Source organism: Sporosarcina sp. NPDC096371 (assembly GCF_044762865.1).
Taxonomy (GTDB): domain Bacteria; phylum Bacillota; class Bacilli; order Bacillales_A; family Planococcaceae; genus Sporosarcina.
This window is the reverse complement of the sequence record NZ_JBIWFE010000001.1, coordinates 134751-148028: the sequence shown is the minus strand read 5'-3', so window position 1 is coordinate 148028 and position 13278 is coordinate 134751. Positions and strand designations below refer to the sequence as shown.

Below are 13278 nucleotides of genomic sequence, written 5' to 3'. Positions count from 1 at the left end.
AAGTGAATCGACTTTTTAGTTGCACGCCAACATCCAGCACCCGAAGTCTGGCAAGAAAATCACGATTTTACGGTGCCTAATCATCACCAGAGCACTACTATCAGGATACCGTAAAAGTGTCCTGACATCCTTTAGCTGAATCGCTGGTAACTCTTGATGCGAAGCCAAAGTTCACTGTTAGTATATGCAAGGAAGCCATGGGAGTATTCATGATGATGTAGTAAAGTTATCTTTAACTTACGACTTTTTTCATGGATTGCCTTACTGTTTTTTCACTTTGTTGTTGGATTCGTCTAATATCCACTCGAATTAATACAGATATCACAAGCGCCACAACAAATAATCCAGCGAAAAATAGCAAGCTGCTTTCATAACTTCCTGTTGTATCTTTCATCCATGCCGCAAACATAGGCCCTGCAAGACCCGCCGCTGACCAAGCAGTTAGGATATAGCCGTGAATCGCACCAAGCTGTTTCGTGCCGAAAATGTCGGCAATATAGGCAGGAATGGATGAGAAACCACCGCCATAACACGTATAAATAACGGCTAGTGTTATTTGAAATAACATTGCATTTGTTGTGAATGGCAATAGTGCAAACAATGCAATCTGGATAACAAAAAATGCGGTATACGTATTAGGTCTCCCAATATAATCAGAAATGGTCGCCCACCCCAGTCGACCAGCTCCATTAAAGATTCCCAGAATCCCGACTAGTGCCGCGGCTTGTACAGTTGTCATGCCGATACTATCAATTGCCATTGGTTTAGCAGCTGATAAAATCGCAATGCCGCAAGTGACGTTGATAAAAAGCATTAGCCATAAATAATAAAAACGTTTTGTTTTTACAGCCTCGTTCGCCGACAATTGTGCGAGATCACGTTTTTGCTCCATTTTCCCTGCTTTCACTTTTTCGACAAAGCCTGCCGGTGCCCAACCCTCTTCAGGTTTTTCAAGATATAAGGACGATACAATCATGATGAATAAATAAGAAATACCCAAAATATAAAACGTGTTTTGCAATCCAACTGAAGTAATCAGTACTTCCATAATGGGACTACTAATCGCTGCTGCGAAACCAAATCCCATGATAGCAAGACCAGTCGCCAACCCACGGCGGTCTGGAAACCATTTTACGAGCGTAGAAACGGGTGCAATATAGCCGACACCTAGTCCAATTCCCCCGAGTACTCCGTAAAATATATAAAGCAATGGGAGTGAGGAAATACTTACAGCAAATCCAGAACCGATGACACCTGTCCCAAAACAGACCGCTGCCAGAATCCCTGCTTTTCTAGGACCATGTTTTTCTACAAAATGCCCCATAAATGCAGCTGATAAACCCAAAAACAAAATGGCAATACTGAATGTCAGCTGCACTTGACTCGTTGACCAACCGAATTCTTCAATCAACGGATTCGTAAAATTACTCCAAGCATAGACGGATCCAATTGAAATATGAATCCCGACTGCAGATGCTGCAATCAACCACCTATTCTTCGTTTTCTTACTCTTCATCACTTTTCCCCCTTTGTGAATGTATAAAACTTAACAGAATTAAATTCGTGCCCCCCAGAAGCAAATCCCTACAAAGTATTTTAAAAAATAGTACTCACCAAAATAAGAATTCACTGTCAACTTTTGTCACACGAGTCACATTATCATCACTTTTAATTTTTGTCACGCTATTTTTTACTCAATCGGCGCATGCCCTTTTCATAGGAACTGCCGTTTCATTCCGTAATAATCCTTTGTGGATGCGTGTACAAGTTAAATGAGTTTTGACGGATAAATCCAACCGTCGTAATACCAAGATCTTCTGCGAGCGTCAGCGCCAACTCGGTAGGTGCCGACTTAGACAGCACGATTTCGCAACCGATTTTTGCGACTTTCAATAAAATTTCAGATGAAATTCTGCCGCTGAACACAATGACTTTATCTCGGACAGAAATACCGTGTTTCAAACAGTGACCGTAGATTTTATCCAGCGCATTATGTCTGCCGATATCCATCCTAGACAGCACAATACTGTTGGCATCACAAAGTGCTGCATTATGAACACCGCCCGTTTTGCGGAACATATCTGCCGTCTGCTCCATCTGTGCCATCAAGGAAAAACAATCTGCCGGAGTCAATGTCACGCGCGTGTCCATCATCTTTTTTGCTGTCAATGCATCGTTCGCAAATACGAATCCTTGTCGACTCATCCCACAGCATGAGGTAATATAACGCTTGTTCAATAATTTTTCGTAGAAGGGATACATCTTGTCCGTTTCGATATGGACCACGCCCAATTCTTCCTGCACCCCAATTTTTTTAATCGCATCGTACTTGGGAATGACGCCTTCAGATGCCAAAAAACCAACCGCCATGTCCTCTATGTATTCAGGTGAGCAGACAATTGTTGCAAACTCCCGATCATTGATTTTGATGGTGACAGGGTGTTCCACAACGATTCGGTCTTCTTTTTTCTCAAACTGTCCGTTTGCATAACGAAATATCGTCCGTTGTTTATCTTGTTCCATCCACCTTCCCCTCCTTCGTCTCAATTGGTTGATCGAACAGAAACACAGAAACCGCAATATCATCTTCCAATTTGAAGTCCGAAAAGAGATGGACAAACTTTGCACCTATCAGTTCTTCCATCCCTTCAGGTGGTTCTTTGTCATAGACTTGTTGAATCATCCGGGTTCTTGCCGTATGCACCATTTCCCTGCCTTCAGGCGTCCCCGCAATAAATTGCTCAGTCGGTGTCAAGTTGCCATAAAGCGTCGAGATAACCATATTATCAACAAAAACCGTATGGATACGCTCAGGTCCCTTACCGAATAATTCTTTGCGTAACTTTCTAATAATATCATTAAATTCATGGATTTTTTTCGACATAAATCGATTCCCCTTTAAACGAAATTTAAATTTTTAATAGTTAAAAAACATATTGTTTATTTGCACTAAAACAACTATACTAATAACTACAGATGGTGTTGCGGTAGGAGCTGCCGCGATGTTATCAAACGAAAACCAGCAATATGGATTGGTAATTTAACACGCCCTGTTAGAAGACTATTCCACTATGAAAGTGCACTTGTCAAGTCGGTGTATTTTTTCATAGTGGTTTTTTTATTGAGAAAAAGGAGGTGCCTCCATGGCAATTAAGATTAACGATACGGAATGTAACTTTGAGGATGGTCAAACACTGATTCAAATCATTAACCAGAATCAATTTTCCCATCCACAAATTTGTCATCTACCAGAAGTTGATCCGATCGAGACCTGTGATACATGTATCGTAGAAGTCAATGGACAACTCATGCGGGCTTGTTCCACAAAGGCTGTAGCCGGGATGGATGTTCAACTAGCCTCTACACGTGCCAAAGAAGCACAAACAGAAGCAATGGATCGAATTCTTGAAAACCACCTACTGTATTGCACCGTATGTGACAACAACAATGGCAACTGTAAAATACATAATACTGTGGATTTGATGGAAGTTGAACATCAAAAGTACCCGTATGAACCGAAATGCACAACAGATAGCGTTGATTTCACGCATCCATTTTATCGCTACGACCCCAATCAATGTATCGCTTGCGGACAATGCGTGGAAGTCTGTCAAAACCTACAGGTCAATGAAACCTTATCGCTCGATTGGGAAAGAGATCGGCCCATTGTTTTATGGGATGGCGGTGCGAAAATTAACGACTCGTCCTGTGTCGGTTGCGGACAATGTGTGACAGCTTGCCCATGTAATGCACTCATGGAAAAATCGATGCTAGGTGAAGCTGGATTTATGACGAGCCTGAAAGAGGAAATTTTGTCACCAATGATCGATCTTGTCAAAGATGTGGAGCCAGGGTATAGCGGCATTATGGCGATTTCGGATGCTGAATCGGCGATGCGCGATACGCGGACGAAGAAAACGAAAACGGTTTGTACATTCTGCGGAGTTGGCTGTTCATTCGAAGTGTGGACAAAAGATCGTAAAATCTTAAAAATTCAACCTGTTTCCGATGCACCTGTCAATGCAATTTCGACTTGTATCAAAGGTAAATTCGGTTGGGATTTCGTCAATAGTGACAAACGGTTAACGACGCCCCTCATTCGAAAAGGGGATTCTTTTGTGGAAGCTACGTGGCAAGAAGCGCTCGACCTTGTTGCTCTCAAGCTTGGTACTATCAAAAAAGAACATGGTAAAGAAGCTGTCGGCATCATCTCCTCGTCGAAAATTACGAATGAGGAAAACTATGTCATTCAAAAGCTCGCACGCCAAGTCTTTGAAACGAATAACGTTGATAACTGCTCTCGCTATTGTCAGTCTCCAGCAACAGACGGCCTATTCCGTACAGTCGGTATGGGTGGAGATGCTGGAACCATTAAAGATATCGCAAAAGCGGGTCTGGTTATTATCGTTGGAGCTAACCCTACTGAAGGACATCCCGTTCTTGCGACACGTGTCAAGCGTGCGCATAAATTGCACGGACAAAAACTGATTGTCGCCGATTTACGGAAAAATGAAATGGCGGAGCGCTCCGATATCTTTATCAGTCCAAAACAAGGGACGGACCAAGTATGGCTGATGGCCGTGACAAAATACATCATCGACCAAGGTTGGCATGACCAATCCTTTATTGATGAAAACGTCCATTACTTAGAAGAATTCAAAGAAGTTCTTGAAAAATATACGCTCGACTATGCTGCAAAAATCTGTAAAGTCGACAAAAACATGCTGATCAAGACGGCTGAATTGATTCGTGACGCGGATGGAACTTGTATTCTTTGGGGCATGGGTGTCACACAAAATACGGGCGGTTCGGATACATCTGCTGCGATATCCAACTTGTTGCTGGCAACAGGTAACTATCGTCGTCCTGGTGCAGGGGCCTATCCTCTTCGCGGGCATAACAACGTACAAGGCGCCTGCGATATGGGTACTTTACCAGGTTGGTTACCAGGTTATCAACATGTCACAGACGATCATGCACGTAAGAAATTCGAGCAGGCATATGGCGTAACCATTGGCGATAAGCCAGGACTCGACAACATTCAGATGTTGCATTCCATCGATCAAGGAATCATGAAAGCAATGTATATTGTCGGAGAAGATATGGCACTCGTCGATTCCAATGCCAACCACGTACATGATGTATTATCGAAGCTCGACTTTCTTGTCGTGCAAGATATTTTCTTATCCAAAACGGCACAATATGCGGATGTCATTTTACCGGCCGTGCCATCGCTCGAAAAAGACGGCACGTTTACCAATACAGAACGACGTGTACAACGTTTGTACAAAGCGCTTCCCGAGCTAGGCAATGCCAAGGCGGACTGGTGGATTATCCAAGAAGTTGCAAATCGACTCGGTCAAAACTGGAACTTCAGTCATCCGGGAGAAATTTTTGCAGAGATGGCTAGTCTCTCACCTCTATTCAGCCAAGCTGATTATAGCGTGATAGAAGACTGGGATAGCTTCTTATGGGGGAATTTCGATGGTTCAAGCACGCCACTGCTCTATGAAGATGGTTTTAATTTCCCTGATAAAATGGCCCGTTTTGCACTGTCTGATTGGGTGGAACCCGTCGAGTTCCCTGCAGAATATGATCTGCATATTAATAATGGGCGTCTGCTAGAACATTTCCATGAAGGCAATATGACGAATAAATCGGATGGTATTCAAGAAAAAGTACCTGAGATTTTTGTGGAAGTATCCCCACAACTTGCGAAAGAACGCGGCGTATTAAGCGGTTCACTTGTAAGGTTGGTCTCCCCTTATGGTGCGTTGAAGTTACCTGCACTGGTAACAGACCGTGTGAAGAACAATGAATTATTCTTGCCGATGAACTCCGTGGAAAAAGAATCGGCCATTAACTTCTTAACTGGACCTGCCGTCGATCAACGGACCAATACACCTGCCTATAAGCAGACAATGGTGCGAATGGAAGTCCTACGAAAAGACGGAGAAAATCCGTTACCGAAATCGAATCCACGCAATAAAAAGCGACACCCACAAAACGGTGTCGAAGTGGAACGCAAATGGGCACGCCCGGGCTATGTCCATTTAACTGAACACGGGAAGGAACGGTGATAGTCGATGGCGATACCTATTACTTCGATTCAAAAGAAAGAGCGAACGCCTGATGAAATCAAGCAAGAGAAATTAGTGGAGCTTCAATCATTAATGGCTGAACAGGATCAAGCGCTCCATAAAATTCTCGAGATTACCGGAGAGTTAGACGATGCAGGCATCTTTGACGCACTCAAAGCGATGGTCAAAGCAAAGGAAAACCTTGCAAAAATCGCTGTCGATCAAGCATCACGTGAACCCGTCACCAACATCATCAATCATGTGTTACAGGCATCCAGTGTCATGTCATCCATTGACCCTGCAGTGACAGGAAAACTCGCGTCCAGCGTCAAAAGCGGACTCGATACAGCTAATCTGCACAGCCACAATGGACAAAAAGTGGGTATTATTCAGCTGATGACAGCCTTAAACGACCCCGACATTAACCGCGCCGCCAAATTCGGGCTGGATTTCCTGAAGGGTATGGGAAAAGAGTTAGGTAAAGAGTAAAAAACACGGAGCATCCTCGTAAGGGTGCTCCGTGTTTTTTTGATTGAGGGATATTGTGTGGGCAAATTGGTGAACTGCAGAACCAATCTGGTCAAGCCTCCAACCATTTGTGTAAACTGTCCAACCAATCCCCAGCAATCACATCATTTTTCATCACCGCGCTGTGCTACCGTACGGAAATCAGCTTCCACTTTTGCATTCAATCGTTTCTCTAACGCTTTCCCAACTAGCCAAAGTAGAACAATGATGCCCACAACTATCACTGTACGAATCGGCTGTGTTAACAATGCTTTTAAATCATAGCCAATGAAACTAATCGTGAAAACCATCACCAATTTTCCTGCCATCAGCGTAACCAAATAATACGTCTTCTTCATATTAGACAAACCTGCAACCAGATTGACAAGAGCAGACGGCGTAAACGGTAAACAAATCAAAAGAAACAGCGGACCAAACCCATTACGATCCACCCATTTGATTAATCGCTGTACACGCACTCTTTTCGTCAGAAATCCTAGCACACGGTTGCGGCCATATTTCCGGATGATCAAAAATACAGCATATGAACCAGCGACAGTCCCAGCCCACGAAAGGATAAATCCAAACCACAGATCGTACGCAGTCGCATTTGCGAAAACGAACACGAACAATGGAAGAAACGGTAAAAAAGATTCAATAAACGGTAACAACAGACCTATCAACGGACCCAACGCTTTGTAATGCTGCGCTAACTCTGCAATTTTATCTACATCTAACCATTCATTCATCCGCAACATCCTAACAATATGTATTTCAATAACAAGAACCTAGAACTCTCTTATATATCTCCATTAAAACACGGAACTATAGTATAATCACAAGAAACCTTTAGAAAGATGTGACAATATGGAGTATAACCAATTTTCCGCCGGTTTAAAAGCTGGTACGAGCATCGCCATCGGCTATTTCCCCGTTGCCCTCACATTTGGACTGCTCGCGAAAACCGCTGGCCTGTCTATCGTTGAAGCAACTGCGATGAGTATTTTCGTCTATGCGGGTGCGGCACAATACATGTCGCTTAGTTTGATTACTTATGGTGTGGATCCGCTCTTAATCATCATGAATACGTTTGTCGTCAACATTCGACACTTTCTTATGACGGCTTCGCTGAATGAAAAGATGCAACCCGCCAAAAAGTGGGTCAAATCCATTTATGCTTTCGGGATTACAGATGAATCATTTTCCGTGTTGGCAACTGGCACAAAAGGTAAGATTCCAACAGCTTTCGCATTCGGGGTCGCCCTCATCGCCTACGGTAGTTGGGTCAGCTTCACCGCCATCGGCCATATTATCGGTGCCAATTTACCGCACTTTTTACAAGCTGCCATGTCCATCGCACTCTATGCTATGTTCATCGGATTGCTTGTCCCCTCGATGAAAGGCAATCGCAAAGTGGTTATGCTGGCAGGCGTTGCAGCAGCTACCCATTGCCTGCTGTATGTCCTTGGCGTACCAACGGGTTGGTCCATTTTATTGGCGACACTTATTTCTTCTATTTTAATCGAAATCATTTACGCAAGGCGTGGCAAAACTGTTGAATCTGCATATAGCCGGAAGGAGGGAGCTTAATGGGGCCAACCTATTGGTGGATGCTACTTGGCATGGCACTTGTGACGTACCTGCCACGCATGATACCGTTGACGTTTTTAGATGGGAAAGAATTGCCGCCCATCATATCAGGCGTTTTACGTAATATTCCATACGCCGTCCTCGGTGCACTCATCTTTCCAGCCGTTTTATTTGTGCAGGAGGGAAATCTATTGTTCGGCATTATCGGCACAGCGGCTGCATTTTTGATTGCAATTCTGGGTGGCGGTGTAATGTCCGTCGTTCTTGGTACAATTGCAGTTTTAGCTGTCTATAGTTTATTTATGTGAGGGCCGCGGAAACGCGGTCTTTTTTATCTTTGTTCAGCAGAAGACTCTCACTTCTATAGGTAGCCGAAGGAATATAGTTTCATTCACTGTTTAACGGGTGTTCAAACGCCTGCTGAACAAAAGAGGTACGCAGGCTAAATTCGCCACGTCCTGTGACAACAAGGAAGGATGCAGTTCAATCCTTCCCCACTGCATGACCTGCATCCTGCAGGACCAAGCCTCCGGCGGATGTCACAGATTTTGAAAGGAGTCAGGAAGGCAGTCTAAGTTCGCGACGTCCTGTCGCAACAAGGAAGGATGCAGTTCAATCCTTCTCCACTGCATGATCTTCAATCCTGTAGCCCTCAAGCTCGATTCAAAATCTGGACTCAATTACGCCGAGGCGTAATTGATTATACAAAAAACCGCCTCCTCAAAAGGAAACGGTCCCGTATGTTATTCGTCTTTGGCAGGTTGTCGTGCCTTATTTACCATACGTGTCGCATACCAGAAGCCCACAGTCAGTGACAGCGCATCTGCCGCATACAGCAGCCAATTATGCGTATATCCCGCATAGACCGACGCAGCTATCAGCGCAACCGTCAAGATAAGGCCGACGATATGATGAAAAGTCACCCGTGTAAAAAATACCACAAGAAGCCCTGGCATCAACATCGCCAATATCAATTTTGTTTCAAATGAATCCATCACAAACATTCCTTCCAAAGTGCAGTGTCATCGGATCACAAGAAGGCCCAACCGATGATGATCATGGCTATAAATAACCTGTTGCATCAGCCTCACTTCGCCATTACGGTCAATGACTTGCATGCGGCAATGTGCGGCATTGATCTGAATGGCATCGTACAACTCTTTTTCGGTGCTCACTTGGATTCCGTTAACAGAGCGAATACATTCACCCGGAATCAGACCCATCTTCTCCCCTGGCGAATCAGGTAAAACACCCGCAATGACAACGCCTGACGGACGAGGGGAAACCACAAATCCTCCTTGTCGCTCACGCTTCGAAACGCCAATGGATATCGCCGCACGACCGATTACACCGAGTGCAAGTGCCGCCCATCCTAAAATCGGCAACCACATCGCTGTTAGACCGACAAAGATAACGGCAATGCCTGTCCACCAAACTGCACGGCCCACTTTCGGAAATAATACATCTGGATACGTCGCACGTGCCACTTGCGAAAATCCAATCAAAACCGGAACGGGAATAAAACTAAACGCATTTTCACCAAGTGTAAACTGCGGCCAATAAGGCACATAAGACGCAATCATATCCCCCGGAACGATACATACGATTGGCAACAGCCAAAGCCTTTTCACCTTAAATACCGCCGCTCGCAACCCACGATTTGTTTCTAGTAGATCGGGTGATACATACTTGGCGGCATAGCGACGAATCAGCAAGCCCTCCGCAATCAGTAGCAGCCCCGCAATCACTGGAATCGTGACGGCCAGATCACCAAACAAATCCGCTTGTCCCGGACTCCAGCCCAGGTATGAAAACGTATCCGCATATTTCCCCATTAGATAAAGGGCGATACTTGCCACTGTTGCAAAATAGATAGGTGAAGCCATTTTATAATAAAAAGAAACAATTCCTATAAGTGCAGCAGCAGAAAATAACACAAGCCACCCTGGATCAACGACCAGACCAGCCCCAGAAATCACAAGCGATAACACAAGTGCGTACAGCCAGGACTCCGCCAATAATCGCTTCAACTCCGTCAAACCTGGTAACAGCCGAACTCTGAAATTTCGGCGCTCACGTTTCACTCGGAAATAGCCCAAAGCAACCGCTATTACAAGCGCTACTAGCCATAAAGGATTTAAGAAAAATAGTGCCACTGCCTGTAACACGTCCAACAGTATTTTCTCAGACACGAACCGTCACCATCCAATCTCCCCTAACCTTATTTCCTTCCATTGTATCAAAAGAATGAGGTAGAATGTGTAGTGTCATTGAATTTTCCCGTAAATGGGAGATATCACACATACTTTCCCCGATTAAACAAAACAAAAGACTCCTAGCATCACACCAGGAGCCCTACTTTCACTTCTCATTCAATTGGTGATGCATATAGCCGATTGCCATTTGCAGCTGGTCATCATTTTTGTGATCCTTCCGATACGCTTCCACTTTTTCTTTTAGAGCCGTGTAAAATATCCGGTCCATTTTTTCATCAGCCTTCACTTTGGCATCCGCACGAAATGCTTGAACTGCTAGCGTAGTCGATTCATCAAAATAGCCATCCGTTCGGCCGACACTATAGCCAAGACCCTCTAGTAATTTCTGACCATACGCAACATCTTCGTGGTAAGCCCCTTCCTCATAGACCCCCGTCACAAGCCGAGTCAGCTCGACGAACAACGCATTCTGTTCGACTTCTAAATCCGCCTTGACGCCTTTCCCATGAATCCATTGTTCTTTCGGTGTTAGCCATTTATGCGTCGATAACTTCATTTCTCCGCCATTCGATAACTCCGTGAAATCTTGAACGGTCCCTTTTCCAAAACTTGTCGTCCCCATGATATAGCCTCTTTTTAAATCCTTCAACGCGCCGCTTAACACTTCACTCGCCGAGGCACTACCTTTATCTTGCAACAATGCAACAGGCATGCTCTTTAACTTTTTATCATACGAAAGATCCTTAGATTTCTCTATCACAAGCGGCGTCAATGCCCCTTGCTGATTTTGCATAAAAGCAAAAACCGTATCCTCTGGCAATAAACTGCCCGCGATGTCACCGACCGTATGCAAATAACCACCCGGGTTACCACGCAAATCGATAATTAGTGCCTGTGCACCTTCTTTTATTAACCGATTGGTCGCCTTCTCCCACTCTTTCGCACTATCTTCAGCAAACTTCGTCAGTGTTATGTAGCCAATCTTATTCCCCCGCACTTCAATGACTTCAGCCGCCACAGTCTTCACAGACATCGCCTCACGCATGACCGACACTTCAATATGTTTATTCAATTCAGGCCTATAAATGGTCATGGTAACGGCCGTCCCTTGCTTGCCCCGAATACGCTGTACAACGTCCTGCAATGAATCCCCATCGAGCGTCTCCCCATCGATACGGACAATTTCATCATATGGCTGCAATCCCGCTTTCTCGGATGGAGAGCCTTTCACTGGTGCCACGATGATGAATTTCCCATTCGACCGCGTGACCTCCGCACCAATTCCAATCCGCTCACCCGCAAGTGATTCTTTACTGGCAGCAGCTTCCTCCTTTGAAAAGTACGTCGAATACGGATCGCCGATTGTATCAGCCATTCCGCGTAACGCCCCTTCAATCAACTTTTCTTGCTCAACCGGATAGACTCCCCTTTCCTTAATGACGTTCAGCGCCTCGTCAATCACTGGGAACGTACTCGCCGTCCCAGTTCCCTGCTGCTCTTTTCCAGAACAGCCATCCAATATCAGAAAAACACCTGTCGCCATTACGGCTAAAATTACGAATAGCAAAAACCGGCTTCTCTGCATAATGCAATGCCCCCTCCTCCGTCCACTATATGAACGGAAAAGCAACATTACGACACAGAGAGCCGGCTTTCTTCAATCCAAATTGTTTATAAGTGCTTTCAAGGTCTTTTCATCCATCGGTCCCACCTTTTTAAAGGCGATGACCCCATCTGTCCCAATCATATATGTCGTGGGTATCGTTATGACCTTATACTGCATCATCACGTCCCCATCCGTATCCATTGGGATAGGAAAGGTAAGCCCATAGGCGTCAATGAATTGCTCAACCCCTTCAATGCCCCTTCTCTCCTCAGATGTCAAATTCACCGCAATGATTTCAACATTTTCTTTGTCTTTATTTTTCTCATAATACTTTTGCATATGTGGCATTTCTGCTTTACAAGGTCCGCACCACGATGCCCAGAAGTTCAACACTACTTTCTTGCCCTTCAAATCCGACAACTTCACAACATCCCCAGTAAGCGTCGTGAGTTCAAAATCAGGTGGCGTAGTTCCTTTTTCTAGTCCAGGAATTTCCTCCGACCCGACTAGATATTCTTCAATGGGTTCTGTCTTCTCGATATTCGATTTCACCATCATGACAACCATCGAACCGACAAGCAATATAGCGATCACGTAGCCTATCATTTTTTTATTCATTTCTGTTCCTCCAATCTACAGCCATAAACAAACAGCCTAGTAGTACAGTCACAATAACTGGCGTCCCAACAACGCCCGCTGGTTGCCATGCCGCCACAAAAACGTGAACCGCCATGAACAACAGAATGAATGGACGTGTTCCATCATCCTTTATCCAATAAAATACAACAAACATTCCAAACACCGCAATGGTCACTACCTGCGTAACCAACTGTCCATCATTCAATAAAACCATCATCACCTGGTAAACCGCCTGCACAATCACTGTACTTGTAAACAGCACTCGTAATCCATCCGCGGCAAGACGCCCCTTCTTTCGATCCACCAACACCTTGCCTGCTACAAACGCCAAGCCAAGGTAGAAACCAACAACCCCTCCATCGAAATAAATGATCGACATGGGCGAGCGGATAACCGAGCTGAAATCAGTAATAAGGACACTTAATTTCCATACTATGACTACATAAAAAAAGGCATCTGATAGAAGTTCCGCATGCTTTTTCCCATAACGAACCCGAACTGCACTATATGCGACGACAAACGCCACAATGAACGCAATCCAAGCAGACGGGACTGATAAATTTCCTAGTGTAAAATAATGTGTCACAGGCATAAGCGTCTGCTCCTTCTACTCTATATACCTTCCATGCTAGCGGAAATG

General features: G+C 44.7%; 13 protein-coding genes. 4 read left to right on the top strand and 9 right to left on the bottom strand.

Annotated elements, in window-relative coordinates:
• Nucleotides 1-232 precede the first annotated feature (232 nt).
• The 3 genes from ACIQ0H_RS00670 to ACIQ0H_RS00660 form a co-directional block, all read right to left on the bottom strand.
• The gene (locus tag ACIQ0H_RS00670) at nt 233-1516 is read right to left on the bottom strand and encodes an L-lactate MFS transporter (protein ID WP_403409451.1); all 1284 of its coding nucleotides are present in this window, start codon (nt 1514-1516) and stop codon (nt 233-235) included.
• A 215-nt stretch (nt 1517-1731) separates the two neighbouring features.
• Nucleotides 1732-2523, bottom strand: a complete 792-nt coding sequence (fdhD, locus tag ACIQ0H_RS00665) for a formate dehydrogenase accessory sulfurtransferase FdhD (protein WP_403409448.1) — start codon at nt 2521-2523, stop codon at nt 1732-1734.
• Nucleotides 2510-2884, bottom strand: a complete 375-nt coding sequence (locus ACIQ0H_RS00660; protein WP_403409445.1) for a Na-translocating system protein MpsC family protein — start codon at nt 2882-2884, stop codon at nt 2510-2512. Before ACIQ0H_RS00660 ends, fdhD begins: the two co-directional genes overlap by 14 nt.
• A gap of 259 nt (nt 2885-3143) precedes the next feature.
• Here ACIQ0H_RS00660 and fdhF point away from each other — a divergent pair, with 259 nt between their 5' ends.
• Together fdhF and ACIQ0H_RS00650 are read left to right on the top strand one after the other, a co-directional pair.
• On the top strand, nt 3144-6080 hold the full coding sequence (gene fdhF, locus ACIQ0H_RS00655; RefSeq protein WP_403409443.1) for a formate dehydrogenase subunit alpha: 2937 nt from the start codon (nt 3144-3146) through the stop codon (nt 6078-6080).
• Nucleotides 6081-6086: 6 nt separating this feature from the next.
• Entirely contained in the window at nt 6087-6569 is a 483-nt protein-coding gene (locus ACIQ0H_RS00650) for a helical membrane plugin domain-containing protein (RefSeq protein ID WP_403409440.1), read from the top strand.
• A 143-nt stretch (nt 6570-6712) separates the two neighbouring features.
• On the opposite strand, the gene ACIQ0H_RS00645 is transcribed toward ACIQ0H_RS00650, so the two are convergent.
• Complete coding sequence (locus tag ACIQ0H_RS00645; protein ID WP_403409437.1) at nt 6713-7336, bottom strand: TVP38/TMEM64 family protein; 624 nt, start codon at nt 7334-7336, stop codon at nt 6713-6715.
• Between the two features lie 118 nt (nt 7337-7454).
• On the opposite strand from ACIQ0H_RS00645, the gene ACIQ0H_RS00640 reads away from it, so the two are divergent.
• Together ACIQ0H_RS00640 and ACIQ0H_RS00635 are read left to right on the top strand one after the other, a co-directional pair.
• Nucleotides 7455-8177 carry an AzlC family ABC transporter permease gene (locus ACIQ0H_RS00640; RefSeq protein WP_403409434.1) on the top strand — a complete coding sequence of 241 codons (723 nt, stop codon included), beginning with the start codon at nt 7455-7457 and terminating at the stop codon, nt 8175-8177.
• Nucleotides 8177-8485, top strand: coding sequence for an AzlD domain-containing protein (locus tag ACIQ0H_RS00635; protein WP_403409431.1), 309 nt, complete (start codon nt 8177-8179; stop codon nt 8483-8485). Before ACIQ0H_RS00640 ends, ACIQ0H_RS00635 begins: the two co-directional genes overlap by 1 nt.
• Before the next feature lie 435 nt (nt 8486-8920).
• On the opposite strand, the gene ACIQ0H_RS00630 is transcribed toward ACIQ0H_RS00635, so the two are convergent.
• The 5 genes from ACIQ0H_RS00630 to ACIQ0H_RS00610 all read right to left on the bottom strand — a co-directional run bounded on the left by ACIQ0H_RS00630 (nt 8921) and on the right by ACIQ0H_RS00610 (nt 13230).
• Nucleotides 8921-9172 (bottom strand): CsbA family protein, encoded by a 252-nt coding sequence (locus tag ACIQ0H_RS00630; protein ID WP_403409428.1) that lies wholly within the window; start codon nt 9170-9172, stop codon nt 8921-8923.
• A gap of 27 nt (nt 9173-9199) precedes the next feature.
• A complete protein-coding gene (locus ACIQ0H_RS00625) occupies nt 9200-10369 on the bottom strand; it encodes a PDZ domain-containing protein (RefSeq protein WP_403409425.1) in 1170 nt (389 codons plus the stop codon).
• A gap of 169 nt (nt 10370-10538) precedes the next feature.
• The gene (locus ACIQ0H_RS00620) at nt 10539-11978 is read right to left on the bottom strand and encodes a S41 family peptidase (RefSeq protein ID WP_403409422.1); all 1440 of its coding nucleotides are present in this window, start codon (nt 11976-11978) and stop codon (nt 10539-10541) included.
• Nucleotides 11979-12050: 72 nt separating this feature from the next.
• The gene (locus ACIQ0H_RS00615; protein ID WP_403409419.1) at nt 12051-12617 is read right to left on the bottom strand and encodes a peroxiredoxin family protein; all 567 of its coding nucleotides are present in this window, start codon (nt 12615-12617) and stop codon (nt 12051-12053) included.
• A complete protein-coding gene (locus ACIQ0H_RS00610) occupies nt 12610-13230 on the bottom strand; it encodes a hypothetical protein (RefSeq protein WP_403409416.1) in 621 nt (206 codons plus the stop codon). Before ACIQ0H_RS00610 ends, ACIQ0H_RS00615 begins: the two co-directional genes overlap by 8 nt.
• Nucleotides 13231-13278 lie beyond the last annotated feature (48 nt).

Bases quoted from the DNA above. Each gene is read 5' to 3' on its own strand.
- fdhD (WP_403409448.1), bottom strand. From the start codon at position 2,523: ATGGAACAAGATAAACAACGGACGATATTTCGTTATGCAAACGGACAG.
- ACIQ0H_RS00670 (WP_403409451.1), bottom strand. From the start codon at position 1,516: ATGAAGAGTAAGAAAACGAAGAATAGGTGGTTGATTGCAGCATCTGCA.
- ACIQ0H_RS00635 (WP_403409431.1), top strand. From the start codon at position 8,177: ATGGGGCCAACCTATTGGTGGATGCTACTTGGCATGGCACTTGTGACG.
- ACIQ0H_RS00660 (WP_403409445.1), bottom strand. From the start codon at position 2,884: ATGTCGAAAAAAATCCATGAATTTAATGATATTATTAGAAAGTTACGC.
- ACIQ0H_RS00620 (WP_403409422.1), bottom strand. From the start codon at position 11,978: ATGCAGAGAAGCCGGTTTTTGCTATTCGTAATTTTAGCCGTAATGGCG.
- ACIQ0H_RS00615 (WP_403409419.1), bottom strand. From the start codon at position 12,617: ATGAATAAAAAAATGATAGGCTACGTGATCGCTATATTGCTTGTCGGT.
- ACIQ0H_RS00640 (WP_403409434.1), top strand. From the start codon at position 7,455: ATGGAGTATAACCAATTTTCCGCCGGTTTAAAAGCTGGTACGAGCATC.
- fdhF (WP_403409443.1), top strand. From the start codon at position 3,144: ATGGCAATTAAGATTAACGATACGGAATGTAACTTTGAGGATGGTCAA.
- ACIQ0H_RS00630 (WP_403409428.1), bottom strand. From the start codon at position 9,172: ATGGATTCATTTGAAACAAAATTGATATTGGCGATGTTGATGCCAGGG.
- ACIQ0H_RS00650 (WP_403409440.1), top strand. From the start codon at position 6,087: ATGGCGATACCTATTACTTCGATTCAAAAGAAAGAGCGAACGCCTGAT.
- ACIQ0H_RS00645 (WP_403409437.1), bottom strand. From the start codon at position 7,336: ATGAATGAATGGTTAGATGTAGATAAAATTGCAGAGTTAGCGCAGCAT.
- ACIQ0H_RS00610 (WP_403409416.1), bottom strand. From the start codon at position 13,230: ATGCCTGTGACACATTATTTTACACTAGGAAATTTATCAGTCCCGTCT.